The following is a 14,994-nucleotide window of genomic DNA, read 5'->3' as shown; positions in this document are numbered from 1 at the left end:
GCATTGAATTTAAAGGGATTAATAGTTCCGACAGAATTCAGACAATTATTCCGACATTAACCCAAAGCGTAGGAAGGCGAAAAAATGGCTGTTTACACCGTAGAAAATGGACAACTGAAACGTGCTGGTGAGCAGATGGAGGATTACTCGGGGCAGCAGTGGGAAGATGGCTGGGATGGCGACGTTTACTTGAAGTCCATGGGGTTCCATCTTTGGGACGACGCGAAAGATGTGTACCGCCATTATCAGCGTTCGACCGAGACCTCGTTCACGCAACTGCCAGGAGTGCTCCACGTCTTCGACGTTCAAGCGCATGACGGCGTGATGGATTACATCCTGGTTAGCGATCACCTGCCTGACTACTTGGCCGTCATAGCGATGCTGGAGCCGATGTGTAATCGCAACGCCGCGCTGAAAAACGAAGTTGAGGCGGAGAGGCGTTCCGGTCGTCGGAGCTGAGGGGCACTTATGCTTGCTGACGTCGAAATCTTGATGCGCCACTGGGCGGAGCAGCGTGCCCGTGTTGGACTTGGGGCAGGCTTGGGCAGTCAGATGGGCAGCATCATGGAGTGGAAGGGGGCCGCGCCTCGCGGTGGAGCTTCAGGCTCCTGCATCCTGGTAGCGGGAGCTGGGCTTGATCATGCGGCAGCTGAGGTCGATGCCGCATTGGCTGAACTGGAGCGGCGCGATGAGCGCGGTAAGGTATTGGCACGACTGGCCGTGTTTCGCTACTTGCATGAGGTGCCTGTGCGTGAGCAGATGCGCCAGGTTGGGCTAGCAGAGGACGCTGACCGCACCTATCGGAACTGGGTCAAGGCAATGCACCTGCAGGTGCAAGGGATCCTGATAGCACGTTCTGGGCCCAATCGAAGCCATACCGTTCGTCGGGTGCCAATGCAACATGCGTGCAACATTGCTGCCACATAGCGCCCACATTGCGACGTACCGAAAACTGCCCCTTTTCGGTTTTTCCGGTGGGGGGTAAAAAGGCGCCACGATATGAAAAGTGCGCATAGGCACTGAGCAACGATAGCCAATCGCTCCAGCTTCCGACCCCACTCATAAGTGGGGTTTTTAATTTGGCTTTACGGGGCGCTGATTTCGTCGAGCTTCTTCCAGTATCTCCATATCCATATTCCCAACGCGATGTAGAAGAGCGCACCCATCAAGTATCCATTGACTTTGAGAATGTTGATGAGTGTGTCCGGTTGTCCGGTTGAGATCATGAGGTAGAGATCTCTCCCGAAGCCGATAGACAAGACCCCGATCATCGATAGGACCCAGACCCGAAAGCTGGTTTTACGCAGCCACTGAACGCGGGTGGGGCCAAGAATTGGTAGCACTGTGATCATGGTAAGCAAAGTCTGTACCGCGCTGAGTGCAAGACTTGCAATCGCACTCTGATCAACTGTCATATTTTGAGATCCCTTTGAGAAAGACGGTTCAGGTTACGGCCAGGCGTGGCTGTTCTCAACTCAACTACCCTCGAAACCCACCCATCAGGACTGATAGCTAATGACTAATGAGCAGCAAACGTTAATCGAGATGCCCATATGGATGGTCATCGTTCTCTCTTTGGTCGGCGGCGTGTCGGGGGAAATGTGGCGAGCCGATAAGGCGGGAGCCCGCGGCTGGGGGTTAGTCCGTCGTCTGGCCCTACGATCTGGTGCCTGCGTTACCTGTGGGTTGTCGACCAACATGCTGCTGTACGCCCTTGGGGTTTCGGTGTGGGCGTCGGCGGCGGTCGGTTGCTTGACCGCGATGGCCGGCGCCGATGTGGCGATCAATCTCTACGAGCGCTGGGCCGCCAAGCGGCTGGGGCTGGCGCAGGTGCCGCCAGCTGGCACCGAGGCGGGCCAGTGACCCGCCCGGAATCCTGGGTGGGGCCGGGGACCCTGGCGATATGGACGGGGTACGGGACCGGGAACCCGCGATTCTTTGTTAGCGGTCGGTTCACCCGCTTAGTGAACTGCGGTGAACTGGTTAACCCCCTGAATTCATTGGGTGAACTGGACTTTTCGACATGACCCATCTGACGAAATCGGAGTTCGCCGCCCGCAATGGATGGTCGAAATCCTACGTTTCCAAACTGGCCAAGCAGGAGCGCCTGGTGCTGACTGCCGACGGCAAGGTCGACGTCGAAGCCACCGAGGTGCTGCTGGCCGAATCGGCGGATCCGGCCAAGGCGCCGGTCGCGGCCCGGCATGAAGAAGCCCGGATAGAGCGCGACGTGCGCAGCCAGCTCCAGCCAGGCCGCGACACACCTGCGGTGCAGCAGCCGGATCTGGCGCCGGGCAGTGGCCACAACTTCCAGCGGTCGAAAGCCCATCGTGAGTTCTACCTGGCCCAGCTGGCCGAGGCCGAGTTCCACAAGGTCCAGGGCGACTTGGTCGAGCGCAAAGCGGTGGAAGACGCGGCCTACGCCGCAGGCCGGATGCTTCGCGACCAGTTCTTCGGCCTTGCCCCCCAGCTCGCTGCCGAGCTGGTTGGGATGGACGATCCATGGGACATCGAGAAGCACCTTGCCACCGCGTTCCGCCGCGTATTCACCGAGGTCGACAAGATGAGCAGTGCCGACCTCGACCGAGCCATCACACAGAGCTGAGCCTATGCCCACCGGATACGCAGACGGTGCCAAGGTGTACCGCGAAGCGTATTGCCGAGGGCTGACGCCCGACCCCGAGCTGTGGGTAGACGAGTGGTCGGACGAGTACATGCGGATCCCGCGTGATACCGGCGCCGCCGAGCCCGGCAAGTACCGCACCGCGCGTACCCCGTATGCCCGCGAACCCATGCGCTGCCTGTCGCCTGCCCACCCCTGCAAACGTGTGGTGACCAAGGTTGCATCGCAGCTGATGAAAACCCAGATCGCCCTGAACTGGATCGGCGCACTGATCCACATGGCGCCTTCCAACATCCTGACCCTGCTGCCCAGCCTGGCCCTGGCCAAGCGGGTGTCCTCGCGGATTGGCAAGACGATCGACGCAACGCCAGAGCTCAAGGCGCGCGTGGCGGCTAACCGTTCCAGGGATGCCCGCAACACGATGGACACCAAAGAGTTCGAGGGCGGCACGCTGTACGCCACCACCGCTGGCTCGGCTGCCAACCTGTCGGAGCTGTCCGCTCGCTATGTGTATGGCGATGAGGTCGACCGCTGGGACGTCGATGTCGATCAAGAGGGCGACCCGATCAAGCTGGCCGAGGCGCGGGGTAGTACCTTCGGCCGCAACGCCAAGTTCTATTTCTCCAGCTCGCCGCTCATCAAAGGCGCTTCGCGGATTGACGACCTGTTCCTGATGGGGGATCAGCGGCACTACTACGTGCCTTGCCCAACGTGCGGGACGATGCAGGTCTTGAAGTGGGATCGCCTGCTGTACTCGCCTGACTTCAGCCGCGTGCACTACCAGTGCGAAAGCGCCGACTGCGACGTGCTGATCGAAGAGCATCACAAGGCCGATATGCTGGCGAAGGGCGAGTGGCGTGCCCACGCCCAGGGCGACGGCGAAACGGTGAGCTTCCACCTCAATGCACTGTACGCCCCGCTCGGCTGGCACTCTTGGGCCATGCTGGCCCGCGAGTTCGAGGAGGCCAAGCGCGCCCAGGACCGCGGCGACCTTGAACCCATGCAGGTGTTCTACAACACCCGTCTGGCCGAGGTCTGGGATAGCGCGATCGAGCAGACCAAGGCCGAGGTGCTACAGGCCCGTGCGCTTCAGGAAGACTACGTGTTGGGCACCTTGCCCGTGGGGGCGCTTGCGCTGACGGCCTCCGTCGACGTCCAGGCCAACCGCCTTGAGCTGATGGTCATGGCTTGGGGCACCGGCATGGAGCGCTGGGTGGTCGATCACCAGGTGATCCCTGGCGACCCGGCCGACGAGCGTACCTGGGCTCTACTGGATGACCGCCTCAAGATCCGCTACCGGCACCCTTGCGGCGTCAGCCTGGGGATCCTGGCTACCGGCATCGACTCCGGCGGCCACCACACGCATGAGGTCTACCAGTTCACCCGCGTGCGCCGCTGGCGCAACGTCTTTGCCCTCAAGGGAGCAAGCAAGCCGGGCCGGCCAGTGATCGCCCAGCGCCCGTCGCAGGTGGACGTCACTTGGAAGGGCCAGACCGAGCGCAACGGCGCTGAGCTTTGGATCGTTGGTACCGACACGGCCAAGGACTGGATCTACAACCGCTACAGCTTCGAGACGGGGCCGGGCGCGCTGCACTTCGCTAAGGATCTGCCGGACGAGTTCTTCCAGCAGTGCGTGGCCGAACGCAAGATCGCCCGCTACGTGAAGGGCTACAAGCGGATCGAGTGGGTCAAGAGCAAAGCCGAGCGTAACGAGGCGCTGGACCTCATGGTGTACAACCTAGCCATGGCCAACTTCCTCGGCCTGCACCGTTATGGCGAACAGGACTGGGACAAGCTGCGGCAGGCGCTTGCGCAGGCCAGCCTGTTCGACCAGGGCGAGCAGCAGCCAGCCCGGCCCCAGGCCGGCGAGCCAGACGGCGACGCCCAGGACGAAGAGGTCGAGCAGCCGGCATCGGCACCGATCAGGCGCCCCAATCCGCCAACACCGCCGGCTCCTCGAGCCGCGCCTCAACCTATGCAACGCCGCAGCTCCAGCAGCGGCTACCTGAAGAGACGCTGACATGGCCTACACAAAAGCACACCTCGACGCTGTCGAGCGGGCGATTGCGCGCGGAGAAAAAGTCGTTCGCTACTCGGACCGCACCGTCGAGTATCGAACGGTCGATGAGCTGATCAAGGCACGCGACCTGATACGCGCCGAGCTGGTGAGCGCCGCAGGGCCGCGCTCGCGCGTGACCCGTGTTTACCATGGGGGCAAGGGACTGTGAGTGGACGTTATCTGTCCCTCGGTCGTTCGGGCATCCTGGTGCCCGAGCGGATCAAGGCCAGCTACGAAGGCGCCGCCGAGGGACGGCGCTCATCAGGGTGGGATGCGCCGGACACCGGCGTGAACAGCCTGATCATGCCGGCCTTGCGCAACCTGCGGTCCCGTTCACGCAGTGCGGTCCGCAATGACCCTTATGCTGCCAACGTCATCGACAAGCGCGTCAGCAATTTGATCGGCACCGGTATCACGCCGCATCCGCGGTTGCTCGACAAGTCAGTCCGCAAGGCGATGCAGGAGCTGTGGGAGGACTGGGTCGACGAGGCAGACGCCGATCAGCTCACCGACTTCTACGGTCAGCAAGCCCTGGTCGCGCGCACCGTCGAGCAGTCGGGCGAATGCTTTATCCGCCTGCGTCCGCGCCGTCCGGAGGATGGCTACGCGGTGCCGCTGCAGTTGCAATGCCTGTCACCGGAGTTCGTCCCCCATGACAAGTTCGAGGTGACCCGCTTCGGCAATGTCATCCGGGCCGGGATCGAGTTCAACGGCATGGGCCGGCGCGTGGCGTACTGGTGCTATCGCAATCACCCCAGCGACAAGTCCACGCTGAATGCTGGCTACAACCAGTTGGTGCGGATCCCGGCCGAGCAGATGTTGCACGTGTTCGAGCCGCTGGAGCCTGGCCAGTTGCGTGGGGTACCGCGTTTGGCGCCGGTGCTGAAGCGCCTGCGCAGCCTGGACAACTTCGACGACGCGGTGCTGTTCCGCCAGGAAGTGGCGAACCTGTTCGCAGGCTTTGTTCGCAAGCCTTCTCCAGACGGCCCCCCACAGATCGACCCGCTGACCGGTGCGCCGGTCAAGTTCGACCGCGATGGCTTCACGCCGATGGTGGGGCTTGAGCCCGGCACGATGCAGGAGCTGCTCCCTGGTGAGCAGGTCGAGTTCTCGGACCCGCCAGACGCGGGCAACAACTACCCCGACTTCATGCGGCAGCAGCTGATGGCAGCAGCAGCAGGATCGGGGCTGCCCTACGAGCTGATGACCGGCGACATGCAGGGCGTGAACGATCGGGCGATCCGTGTGGTGCTGACGGAGTTTCGGCGTCGGCTGGAGCAGCTCCAGTTCCAGGTGTACGTCCACCAGCTGTGCCGGCCAGTGCGCAAAGCCTGGTTGGACATGGCGGTCCTCGCCGGGGCGCTCGATTTGCCGGATTACTCACTGCGGCGTCGGGAGTACCAGCGTACCCGTTGGGTGCCGCAGGGCTGGGCCTACATTCATCCGGTTCAAGACGTTCAATCGCGCACGATGGAAATCGCAGCGGGCTTCGCGTCACGCAGCGAGGTTTGCCTGCGAGGCGGTACCGATGCAGAGGTGGTGGACGAAGAGAACGCCGCCGATCTCGCCCGGGCGAAGACCTTGGGCCTCACCTACAGCACGTTGTCGGCGATCGATGACGATCCCGACGAGAAGGAGAAACCATGAAACCGTTGAAGCCGTTGATGCCGTTCCGCATCTTCAACAAGGTGCCCTCGGCGCCGAAGGTCGAAGACCAGCACTGGTACAAGATCAGCGCAGCGGCCGAAGGCGAGGGCGCAGCCAACACCGAGCCTGTCCCCATCGAGATCTACATCTACGGTGAGATCGGTGGCTGGGGCATCACTGCGAACGAGTTCATCAAGGATTTGAAGGCGATCGACGACGGCGTGTCGCCGGTCGTGGTGGCGTTCAACACCATTGGTGGTGACCTGTTCGACGGCCTGGCCATTCACAACGCGCTGAATCGCCTTGGCGAGCGCTGCACCGCGCGTATCGATGCGCTGGCCGCCAGTGCCGGCAGTGTCGCGGCCTGTGGCGCCCACCGCCTGGTCATGGCTTCCAACGCCATGCTGATGGTGCACAACCCGTGGACCTGGACCAGCGGCGATGCCGAGGACCTGCGCCGCGTCGCTGACGTCCTCGACCAGACCTTCGAAGCAATCATTGCGGCGTACCGGGCCAAGGCCCCGGACATCGACGACGCCGAGCTGCGACGTATGGTCAACGATGAGACCTGGCTGACGGCTCAGGAAGCCTTGGCGCTCGGCCTTGCTGACGAGGTGGGCAACGGGGTCGAGGTCAAAGCCTGCCTGGCGCAGGGCGCAGCGATGAAGCGGTACCGCCAGACGCCGCAGGCGCTGCTGGATCAGCTGGCCGATCAGATGCCGGACGATGACCCAGCAACTCCATCTGAAGCAACCCCGCCAGATCCAGCAGCCTCCACGGCGCTGGCGCTGATGATCACCCAGGGCTGCGCCAAGGCCGGTATCAGCAACCTGGCCGAGACCCTAATCGCCTCCACCAAACTTACCGACCAGGCCACCGTGCAGGCCGCGCTGACACGGGCCAAGGGTGTTCACGACCTCTGCGTCGCGGCGCGCTTGCCCGAGCTTACGGCGGAATACGTCAACGCCGGCCTGGAGCCTGACGCGGTGCGGGCGCGCCTGTTCGAGAAACTGGTCAGCTCCGGCAAAGGCTTTGAGATCGACAACAGCCTGCCACCTGCCGACGACGAGCCGGAGAAGGTCAAGGCGCAACTCCCCAACCCATCCAATATCTGGGCTGCCCGCCGGCAGGCCGCCAACAAAGGAGCACGACCATGAGCAACATCCAGCTGGAGCCGGTTCACGCCGGTGAGTTCCTGCTTTCCGAGGGGGCGGGCAAGATCTCCCGCGAAGCCATCGACATCGCAGCTGGCCCGGCCCTGGTCGCTGGGCAGGTGCTGGGGCGACTCACCGCGAGCGGCGAGTTCACCGCCTACAGCCCCGCGGCGGAGGATGGTAGCGAAAACGCCGTCTGCATCCTGTTCGCCCCACTCGGCGAGTCGGACACTACCCGCCGCGGTCGCGCCGTGGTGCGGCTGGCCGAGGTCACCGAGGCGCTGCTGACAGGCGTCGATGTCGATGCTGAAAAAGCCCTGGCTGCGCACTACATCATTCTGCGCTGACCTGACCCTCCGTTTTCCCCCAACCCCGCCCCGAGCGGGGTTCTTACTTTCTGGAGTACCCCATGGCCGAGATCGCCATTTTTCAAGACGATGCCTTCAGCGTTGCGGCCCTGACCGCAGCCATCAACGAACAGGAATACGTTCCCGGCCGCTTGGCCGCGCTCGGTCTGTTCCGGGAGGAGGGCGTCACTACCCTCACTGTGCAGATCGAGAAGGACGGCGATACGCTCGCCCTGGTGCCGGCCGGTGAGCGCGGTACCTCTGGCCTGGTCGTGATCGGCGGCAAGCGCAACTTGATCCCGTTCAACACTGTGCACCTGCCGCAACGCTTCGCGATCAAGGCGGACGAGATCCAAGGGATCCGCGCTTTCGGCACCCTGACCGAGCTGCAAGCTGTGCAGGCGGTGGTGAACAAGCGCCTGGCCAAGGCCCGTAGCCAGCTGGATGCGACCCACGAGTTCCATCGTATGGGGGCAATCAACGGCAAGGTATTCGACGCCGACGGGACCTCGGTGTTGCTGGACATTTACAAGGTCTTCGGTGTGCAGCAGCAGAAGCTGTCGATGGGGCTCAATGACCCGGAGGCGAATGTCCAGGTGCAGTGTGTAGATGCCCTCGACATGCAGGAGGACGCGCTCGGCAATGTCACCACCACTGGTGCTCGCGCCTTCTGCGGTAAGACGTTCTGGAAGAAGCTGATCGCGCACAAGTCGGTAGTCGATACCTACAAGGGCAGCCAACAGGCCGCAGCCTTGCGTGGTGACGGGCGTGAGTCGTTCGAGTTTGGTGGCATCAGCTGGGAGCGTTATCGCGGCAAGGTAGGCGGTGTCGCGTTCGTTGCCGACGACGAAGCCCGCCTGGTGCCCGAGGGTGTATCGGAATTATTCCTCTCGGTTTACGCGCCTGCTGATTACATCGAAACCGTCAACACCGAGGGGCTGCCGTATTACAGCAAGCTCGAGGAGATGCCGTTCGGGAAGGGGGTCGCTGGTGAGGCCCAGTCCAACCCGCTGCATCTCTGCACCCGGCCCCGTGCCGTCATCCGCCTGACGCTCTGATCATGGCCTTCCGGGACCTGATCGACGAAGTGGACGACACGGTGTTCGAAGTCCTGGGCGACACCGCGCTCATCGAGGGCCGCGAGGTGCTGGGGATGTTCTCGGCGCCCTGGTTGCAGCCCAAGATGGGCCGCATCACCACGGCCCTGCGCGAGCCGCACCTGGTCATTCGTGTCGCGGACAATGCGGGCGTTCAGATTCGGCAGAAGGTCGAGATCGATCTGCCGGAGGAGGATGGCGGTGGTAGCTACACCATCACTAGCATCGAGCCTGGCGGTGATGGTCTGGTCAGCTTGGTGCTGAGGAAGTCGGCATGAGTGTTGGTAGCTATCACAAGGTGTCTTCCAGCACCGGCATGATCACCCTGCAGGCAGTGCCTCAGCAGGTCGCCCAGTTCGATGAGTTCGCGGCGCTGGCCCCCAAGGTCATCGCCAATGCTCAGCGGCGGGCGATCAACAAGGCACTGCGCTGGTTGCGTACCCACGTGGGCAGGGCGGTCGCCGTGCAGGAGCGAATCGCCGTGGCCTCGGTGCTGCAGCGTCTGCGTGCCTACCCAGTCGGTGGCGACGGTCGCGGCAAGCTGTGGTTCGGCCTTGATCCGATCGCGGCGAGTCGCGCCGGCCGGCCACGGCAAACCCGCAACGGGGTCTCGGTGGCAGGGCGGCGCTACCAGGGGGCGTTCTTCAAGGCCGTCTATGGGAGCAACCCCGACATCTGGATTCGTACGGCCAGCAAGCACTTCAAGGCGAGCGACTACCCGGCCAGCGAGGTGTCGGGGAAAGGCGGTGCCAGCTCGGGCTGGATCGCTGAGCACGGCAGCCGCTTCCCGCTGGCCAAGGCCATGATCTCGTTAGAGGACGTCAAGCCGCACTTCGAGTCGTGGACCGCAAGGGCTCACCAGCGCCTGCTGGAGGTGATGAGGCAGGAGCTCAACTACGAGCTGCAGAAACTATTGGGGAGGGTTGGCAATGGCTGAGGATCCGGTTCCTCTCGATCGCTTGTACGCGGCGGTCGAGGAGCACATCGCGCGGACGCTGCCAGCGCTGGAGTACGTGGGCACCATGCCTGACCGGCTCGAGCGTATCGCAATGCCCGCCGTGGTGATTGAAGTGGTGGAGTGGGAGCCCGGCCCGGACCCAGGCACTGGGGAGGTGGGAGTGGAGGCCCGCTTCGAGGCCCGTGTGATTATCGCAGGTGAGGGCGAGTCTGCGTTGAAGGTCGCCGCCTTTGCGGCCGCTCAATTGACCGTGCTGCTGCGTATGCAGACCTGGGGCATTGAAGTCGAGCCGGCCAAGTTTGTCCGGGCGGCCCAGGACTGGACACGACCAGAGCTGGATGGTTACGCCGTCTGGGTGGTCGAGTGGACCCAAATCATCTACCTCGGCGAGGAAGAATGGCCCTGGCCAAATCAGCCGCCTGGGTCAGTCGTCTGGGGCTTCGTCCCCGACACCGGGCCAGGCAGCGAAGGCAACTACCAGCCGCCGGAGGCCATGGAATGAGCTACGCCGCTGCAATGCATGATCGCATGCTCGCCAGCCTGGTGATCCCGTGCCGGGTGGTCGCCGTCGATCTTGCCGCCGCCATGGTGCGGGTTTCGGACGGTAACGGTTGGACCAGCGCCTGGGTGCGCTGGCACAGCCAGGCAGCGGGCAAGGCACGGCACTGGCGCGCGCCGAGCCTGGACGAGCAGGGCGCGCTGATAAGTCCCAGCGGGGAGCCCGCCCAGGGCACGTTCGTGCCGGGCCTTTACGGCAATGCCGGTGCTCAGCCGGACAACCGCGACCATGTCGAGGTCTGGCGTTTTGACGACGGTGGTTCCCTGGTCTACGACTGGCAAGCCAACACCTACACCATCCAGTTGCCGAGCGGCACGGTGACAGTGCAGGTCGGAGCGACCCAGGCGGTGCTGACAGACGATGCCATCACAGCCCAGTCCGGCAGCATTACAGCCGAGGCCAGCACGATCACGCTGACCGGCGTAGTCAAGATCAACGGGACTCTGACGGTCACCGGAGACATCAACGGCGGTGGCCGGATCATCGACACCGCCGGCAACACGGCAAACCACAAACATTGACCAGAGCCCGCCAAGCGCGGGCTTTTTCATGCCTGGAGGAAACCATGGCCAGAACACAGCAAGCGCCTGATGAGGGCAATGAAGCAGCGCCGGTACCGCGCGGGCCGGTGACCTTCATCGATCAGGAGTACACCCGCCGCAAGTTGATCCTGCCCGATTGGGTGGAGCTTGAGGTGGTGCAGGGCAAGGTGACGATCAGCGGCGATGACGCGGTGGGCTTGGCTTACATGCGCAACCGGTCCGACTTCAAAGAGGCCTGACCATGATCGGCATGGATCGTCGAACGGGCCAGCCGGTTGCCGGCGTTGCGCACCTGCGGCAGTCCATCGAGGACATCCTCGGCACCACGGTCGGCAGCCGCCGCATGCGGCCCGAGTATGGCTGCCAGCTGCGGCGCTACGTCGACCTGCCGGTCAACGATGGCTGGAAGAGCGCCGTGCAGGCCGAGGTGGCACGCGCCCTGGGTCGTTGGGAGCCGCGGCTGCGGCTTGAGCGCGTGAGGGTGCTGGCAGTGGTTGGCGGCAAGATCGATCTGCAGTTGACCGGTGAGTACCTGGGCGACATCGCGGTGTTGGAGGTGAGTGTATGAGCGCAGTGGATTTGTCGCAGTTGCCGGCGCCCCAGGTGCTGGAGAGCCTCGATTATGAGGGGATCTAAGGTGAAGAACTGCAGCGCTTCCGGGCTTACATGGGCGACAAGTGGGATGCGTTGCTCGAGAGTGACCCGATCACGAAGTTGCTGGAGCTGGGCGCGTACCGCCGTATGCAGAACAGGGCGCGGGTCAATGACGCAGCCAAGGCGCTGATGCTGGCCTATGCCACGGGGGCCGACCTGGATCAGCTGGCGACGAACGTGAACTTGAAGCGTCTGGTTGTGCAGCCCCAAGACCTGAATGCGGTCCCTCCGGTGGAGCAGGTCATGGAGGCAGACGATGCGTTACGTGAACGGGTGCAGCTGGTCTATGAAGGGCTGACCACAGCAGGGCCGCGAAACAGCTACATCCTGCATGCCCGCAACGCCTCCGGGCGCGTCGCTGACGCCACGGCGGAAAGCCCGGCCCCGGCCGAGGTCGTTGTCACGGTGCTGGACCTGGAAGGGAATGGGCAGCCAACTGCCGAGCTGCTGGAAACGGTGCGGCTACACCTGAACGACGATGATGTGCGGCCGGTCGCGGATCGGCTCACAGTCCAAGGCGCGGAGATCCTCCGGTACCAGGTCACCGCGATCGTCTACATGTCAGGCACAGGGCCTGAGAACGAAGCCGTCTTGGCCGAGTGCAGGGCTCGCTTGGCTGCCTGGGTGAACCCCCGGCGTCGGCTGGGCCTGGAGGTGGCGCGTTCAGGGGTAGACGCCCAGTTGCACATTGCCGGCGTCAGCCGGGTGGAGCTGGTGGGCTGGTCTGATGTTCGGCCCACCAAAGCCCAGGCGGCCTGGTGTGAAGATTTCAGCGTTACCCGTGGAGAGTCGCCATGAAAAGCCTGCTTCCGTTGAACAGTACCCAGCTGGAGCGTGCCGTCGAGATGGCCACGGACGAGGTGATCGAGGTACCACTGCGCACGCTCTACAACCCCGACACTTGTCCGGCCCACTTGCTGTACCAACTGGCCTGGGCCTGGTCTGTGGATCGCTGGGACGACAGCTGGTCCGAGGCGGTCAAGCGCTCGGTTATCCGCTCATCGTTCTTCGTGCATGCCCACAAGGGCACGCTGGGGGCATTGCGGCGGGTAGTTGAGCCGTTTGGCTATCTCATCGAGATCGTAGAGTGGTTTCGCATGGCGCCGCCGGGCGTGCGCGGGACGTTCTCGCTAAAGGTTGGGGTCTCGAACGGAGGCATCAGCGATGAGACGTACCGCGAATTGTCTGCGTTGCTCGATGACGCTAGGCCGGTTAGCCGGCACATGATCGGGCTTGAGATCAGCATGGAGACGCGGGGGGCCATCTACATCGGTTATGGCCTGAACGAAGGGGACCAGCTCGACGTGTACCCGCCAGCGCTACTGGATATCGATGTTACCGGCGCGGTCGGGCGCGGAGGCCGCGACCACACTATTGACTCCCTGGACATTTCTTATGGTTGATCAGAACTCACAGTTTTACGCCATCCTAACTAACGTGGGGGCGGCCAAGCAGGCCAACGCGGATGCCCTCGGGATCCCGTGGAAGATCACGCAGATGGGCGTGGGGGATGCGAACAACACCGACCCTACGCCCAATGCCTCCCAGACCCGCCTGATCAACGAGTGGCGTCGCGCGCCACTGAACCAGTTGAAGGTGGACGACAACAACGCGGCAATCATCGTGGCCGAGCAGATCATCCCGGCCGATGTCGGTGGTCGCTGGATTCGGGAAATCGCGCTGTATGACGCTGACGGCGACATGATCGCGGTGGCCAACTGCCCACCAACTTACAAACCACTGCTGAATCAGGGCTCCGGGCGCACGCAGGTGGTGCGCATGAATCTGATCGTGAGCAGTGCCAGCAACGTGCAGCTGAAGATCGATCCGGCGGTTGTTCTGGCCACGCGTGAGTACGTCGACAGCCGGATTAGTGAGGAGATCAGCAAGCTGGACAACAAGCAGTCAGTGCGCGTCGCAGCCACAGGCAACGTCGCTTTGGCTGGCCTTCAAGTCGTTGACGGCGTGCAGCTGGTTGCGGGTGATCGGTTGCTTCTGCCAAAGCAGGCGGCGGCAAAAGACAACGGACTGTGGGTTGCGGCGGCGGGGGCATGGTCCCGCGCAGCTGATGCCGACACAAGTTCAGAGGTCACCCCCGGCCTGGTAGTCGCGGTCGAGCAGGGGGCGACATTCGCCGACACAATCTGGCAGTTGATCACCGACGCCCCAATTATTCTTGGCTCAACTGCGCTGACGTTCCGCGATATTACCGATGGCTTTGCCCGTCTGCTGTCGCCAGCCTTCGCGGGCACGCCTTCCACGACAAACCCAGCTCAGTTCGATAACAGCGGTCGAATTCAAACGACTGCTTTTGCAAAGCGTATGGGCGTGGAGTATTCGGGCTTTTCCCCGCTCACTGCCAGCACCGCGCTTGGGGTTTCAAGCGTGGGCGGGATTGTGGCCGCAGCGTCCGCTGCACCGATCAACATTACGTTGCCGCCTACATCTGCGGTGCCTGAAGGTGCTGTGGTGGAACTGGTGAACTCCGGGAGTGGTGCATTAACAGTCCTGGCTGCCGGGGCGGATGTGTTGGCATCTCAAATCGCCGCTGTAATACCTGTCGTCCTGGGGATGGGGGATAGTGCTGAGTTCGTGAAGGTATCGACTACTTGGCGCTTGCGGGGCGGGTCCGCGTTTCTCAAGTATGCAGCTGTCATGTCCAGTCCAGGCTGGCCAACGCGGCCGCAGTTCGACAATGCCCAGTACCTTGCGACGACGGAGTTTGTGCAGCGCTCGCTCGGGAATCAAGCTGGGGTAGTGAGTTTCACAGCCTCGGCAAACTTGATCTTGGCCAATGCTGGAGCGCTGGTCATGGCAAACATGGCGTCGAATGGTTTTATCACGCTGCCAGCGGGAGCCGTACCGGGGGTTGCATTCCATATCGTGAATTGGGGAATTTATGACGTCACGTTGGTTGCAAACTCAGGATCGTCCATCAATGCAGGTGGTGGCATAAGAGCAAACATCACCATTAAGCCTGGCTGCAGTGCACGAGTGATTTCCGAAAACATCAACTCATGGGTGCTGGCTGGAGGCTCTGCCGAGGATATGTATTCTCCGTTGTTCCACTCGAGCCTGGGTCAATCCGGTTGGGCGAAGCGCCCGGATGGGCTCATTGAACAATGGGGGCAGGGTCAGACGGATGCAAACGGTCTGATTTACATCACGTTCCCAATAGCGTTCCCGAACGCGGTGTTCAACATCACACCGATGCACTTGGGTTCACTGTCGCTTATGCACAACGTCATGGGGGCCTCGCTCACCAAGACAAGTTGTCAGGTTCGAATTCAGAACTCGGCAAATGCCGCACAGGCGGGCTGGACCGCTATGTGGCGAGCCATTGGCAATTGAGGT

18 protein-coding genes and 1 pseudogene are annotated in these 14,994 nt (G+C 62.8%); 18 read left to right on the top strand and 1 reads right to left on the bottom strand.

Translation table 11 applies throughout. The annotated features are described in order from the left end of the window. Positions 1-84: 84 nt before the first annotated feature. Positions 85-459 carry a hypothetical protein gene (locus AC25MA_RS01545; RefSeq protein WP_486971731.1) on the top strand — a complete coding sequence of 125 codons (375 nt, stop codon included), beginning with the start codon at positions 85-87 and terminating at the stop codon, positions 457-459. A 626-nt stretch (positions 460-1,085) separates the two neighbouring features. Here AC25MA_RS01545 and AC25MA_RS01540 read toward each other — a convergent pair. Further along, the gene (locus tag AC25MA_RS01540; protein WP_486971730.1) at positions 1,086-1,415 is read right to left on the bottom strand and encodes a hypothetical protein; all 330 of its coding nucleotides are present in this window, start codon (positions 1,413-1,415) and stop codon (positions 1,086-1,088) included. Positions 1,416-1,515: 100 nt separating this feature from the next. On the opposite strand from AC25MA_RS01540, the gene AC25MA_RS01535 reads away from it, so the two are divergent. The 17 genes and pseudogenes from AC25MA_RS01535 to AC25MA_RS01455 all read left to right on the top strand — a co-directional run bounded on the left by AC25MA_RS01535 (position 1,516) and on the right by AC25MA_RS01455 (position 14,991). Beyond that, complete coding sequence (locus AC25MA_RS01535; RefSeq protein ID WP_486971729.1) at positions 1,516-1,863, top strand: phage holin family protein; 348 nt, start codon at positions 1,516-1,518, stop codon at positions 1,861-1,863. Between the two features lie 160 nt (positions 1,864-2,023). Continuing rightward, positions 2,024-2,605: a terminase small subunit gene (locus AC25MA_RS01530; protein ID WP_486971728.1), complete on the top strand. Its 582-nt coding sequence runs from the start codon at positions 2,024-2,026 to the stop codon at positions 2,603-2,605. 4 nt (positions 2,606-2,609) lie between these two features. Next, complete coding sequence (locus AC25MA_RS01525) at positions 2,610-4,643, top strand: phage terminase large subunit family protein (RefSeq protein WP_486971727.1); 2,034 nt, start codon at positions 2,610-2,612, stop codon at positions 4,641-4,643. Position 4,644: 1 nt separating this feature from the next. Then, a complete protein-coding gene (locus tag AC25MA_RS01520; RefSeq protein WP_096049749.1) occupies positions 4,645-4,851 on the top strand; it encodes a phage head-tail joining protein in 207 nt (68 codons plus the stop codon). Next, on the top strand, positions 4,848-6,329 hold the full coding sequence (locus AC25MA_RS01515; protein WP_207851563.1) for a phage portal protein: 1,482 nt from the start codon (positions 4,848-4,850) through the stop codon (positions 6,327-6,329). Before AC25MA_RS01520 ends, AC25MA_RS01515 begins: the two co-directional genes overlap by 4 nt. 5 nt (positions 6,330-6,334) lie before the next feature. Then, positions 6,335-7,486: a head maturation protease, ClpP-related gene (locus AC25MA_RS01510; protein WP_486971769.1), complete on the top strand. Its 1,152-nt coding sequence runs from the start codon at positions 6,335-6,337 to the stop codon at positions 7,484-7,486. Further along, the gene (locus AC25MA_RS01505) at positions 7,483-7,830 is read left to right on the top strand and encodes a head decoration protein (RefSeq protein ID WP_486971726.1); all 348 of its coding nucleotides are present in this window, start codon (positions 7,483-7,485) and stop codon (positions 7,828-7,830) included. Before AC25MA_RS01510 ends, AC25MA_RS01505 begins: the two co-directional genes overlap by 4 nt. A gap of 62 nt (positions 7,831-7,892) precedes the next feature. Then, positions 7,893-8,888 (top strand): major capsid protein, encoded by a 996-nt coding sequence (locus AC25MA_RS01500; protein WP_486971725.1) that lies wholly within the window; start codon positions 7,893-7,895, stop codon positions 8,886-8,888. A gap of 2 nt (positions 8,889-8,890) precedes the next feature. Further along, on the top strand, positions 8,891-9,205 hold the full coding sequence (locus AC25MA_RS01495) for a head-tail joining protein (protein ID WP_486971724.1): 315 nt from the start codon (positions 8,891-8,893) through the stop codon (positions 9,203-9,205). Further along, on the top strand, positions 9,202-9,864 hold the full coding sequence (locus AC25MA_RS01490; protein ID WP_486971723.1) for a hypothetical protein: 663 nt from the start codon (positions 9,202-9,204) through the stop codon (positions 9,862-9,864). Before AC25MA_RS01495 ends, AC25MA_RS01490 begins: the two co-directional genes overlap by 4 nt. After that, positions 9,857-10,387, top strand: a complete 531-nt coding sequence (locus AC25MA_RS01485; RefSeq protein ID WP_486971722.1) for a hypothetical protein — start codon at positions 9,857-9,859, stop codon at positions 10,385-10,387. The genes AC25MA_RS01490 and AC25MA_RS01485 overlap by 8 nt, the downstream gene beginning before the upstream one ends. Next, positions 10,384-10,965, top strand: a complete 582-nt coding sequence (locus tag AC25MA_RS01480) for a phage baseplate assembly protein V (protein ID WP_486971721.1) — start codon at positions 10,384-10,386, stop codon at positions 10,963-10,965. The genes AC25MA_RS01485 and AC25MA_RS01480 overlap by 4 nt, the downstream gene beginning before the upstream one ends. Positions 10,966-11,009: 44 nt before the next feature. Further along, positions 11,010-11,225, top strand: a complete 216-nt coding sequence (locus AC25MA_RS01475; protein ID WP_486971720.1) for a hypothetical protein — start codon at positions 11,010-11,012, stop codon at positions 11,223-11,225. A 2-nt stretch (positions 11,226-11,227) separates the two neighbouring features. Beyond that, on the top strand, positions 11,228-11,554 hold the full coding sequence (locus AC25MA_RS01470; protein WP_486971719.1) for a GPW/gp25 family protein: 327 nt from the start codon (positions 11,228-11,230) through the stop codon (positions 11,552-11,554). Then, positions 11,551-12,438, top strand: a pseudogene (locus AC25MA_RS01465) (baseplate assembly protein). The gene AC25MA_RS01470 and the pseudogene AC25MA_RS01465 overlap by 4 nt, the downstream one beginning before the upstream one ends. Next, positions 12,435-13,043, top strand: coding sequence for a phage tail protein I (locus AC25MA_RS01460; RefSeq protein ID WP_460415461.1), 609 nt, complete (start codon positions 12,435-12,437; stop codon positions 13,041-13,043). The pseudogene AC25MA_RS01465 and the gene AC25MA_RS01460 overlap by 4 nt, the downstream one beginning before the upstream one ends. After that, the gene (locus tag AC25MA_RS01455; RefSeq protein WP_486971718.1) at positions 13,036-14,991 is read left to right on the top strand and encodes a phage tail protein; all 1,956 of its coding nucleotides are present in this window, start codon (positions 13,036-13,038) and stop codon (positions 14,989-14,991) included. Before AC25MA_RS01460 ends, AC25MA_RS01455 begins: the two co-directional genes overlap by 8 nt. Positions 14,992-14,994: the final 3 nt, after the last annotated feature.

The sequence above is a fragment of the Pseudomonas sp. P65(2024) genome (assembly GCF_057480955.1).
The sequence above is the reverse complement of the archived record's forward strand: the minus strand, read 5'-3'. Positions and strand labels throughout refer to the sequence as shown.

Coding starts and splice junctions, on each gene's coding strand:
- AC25MA_RS01545 (WP_486971731.1), top strand. CDS start 85: ATGGCTGTTTACACCGTAGAAAATGGACAACTGAAACGTGCTGGTGAG.
- AC25MA_RS01540 (WP_486971730.1), bottom strand. CDS start 1,415: ATGACAGTTGATCAGAGTGCGATTGCAAGTCTTGCACTCAGCGCGGTA.
- AC25MA_RS01535 (WP_486971729.1), top strand. CDS start 1,516: ATGACTAATGAGCAGCAAACGTTAATCGAGATGCCCATATGGATGGTC.
- AC25MA_RS01530 (WP_486971728.1), top strand. CDS start 2,024: ATGACCCATCTGACGAAATCGGAGTTCGCCGCCCGCAATGGATGGTCG.
- AC25MA_RS01525 (WP_486971727.1), top strand. CDS start 2,610: ATGCCCACCGGATACGCAGACGGTGCCAAGGTGTACCGCGAAGCGTAT.
- AC25MA_RS01520 (WP_096049749.1), top strand. CDS start 4,645: ATGGCCTACACAAAAGCACACCTCGACGCTGTCGAGCGGGCGATTGCG.
- AC25MA_RS01505 (WP_486971726.1), top strand. CDS start 7,483: ATGAGCAACATCCAGCTGGAGCCGGTTCACGCCGGTGAGTTCCTGCTT.
- AC25MA_RS01500 (WP_486971725.1), top strand. CDS start 7,893: ATGGCCGAGATCGCCATTTTTCAAGACGATGCCTTCAGCGTTGCGGCC.
- AC25MA_RS01495 (WP_486971724.1), top strand. CDS start 8,891: ATGGCCTTCCGGGACCTGATCGACGAAGTGGACGACACGGTGTTCGAA.
- AC25MA_RS01490 (WP_486971723.1), top strand. CDS start 9,202: ATGAGTGTTGGTAGCTATCACAAGGTGTCTTCCAGCACCGGCATGATC.
- AC25MA_RS01485 (WP_486971722.1), top strand. CDS start 9,857: ATGGCTGAGGATCCGGTTCCTCTCGATCGCTTGTACGCGGCGGTCGAG.
- AC25MA_RS01480 (WP_486971721.1), top strand. CDS start 10,384: ATGAGCTACGCCGCTGCAATGCATGATCGCATGCTCGCCAGCCTGGTG.
- AC25MA_RS01475 (WP_486971720.1), top strand. CDS start 11,010: ATGGCCAGAACACAGCAAGCGCCTGATGAGGGCAATGAAGCAGCGCCG.
- AC25MA_RS01470 (WP_486971719.1), top strand. CDS start 11,228: ATGATCGGCATGGATCGTCGAACGGGCCAGCCGGTTGCCGGCGTTGCG.
- AC25MA_RS01460 (WP_460415461.1), top strand. CDS start 12,435: ATGAAAAGCCTGCTTCCGTTGAACAGTACCCAGCTGGAGCGTGCCGTC.
- AC25MA_RS01455 (WP_486971718.1), top strand. CDS start 13,036: ATGGTTGATCAGAACTCACAGTTTTACGCCATCCTAACTAACGTGGGG.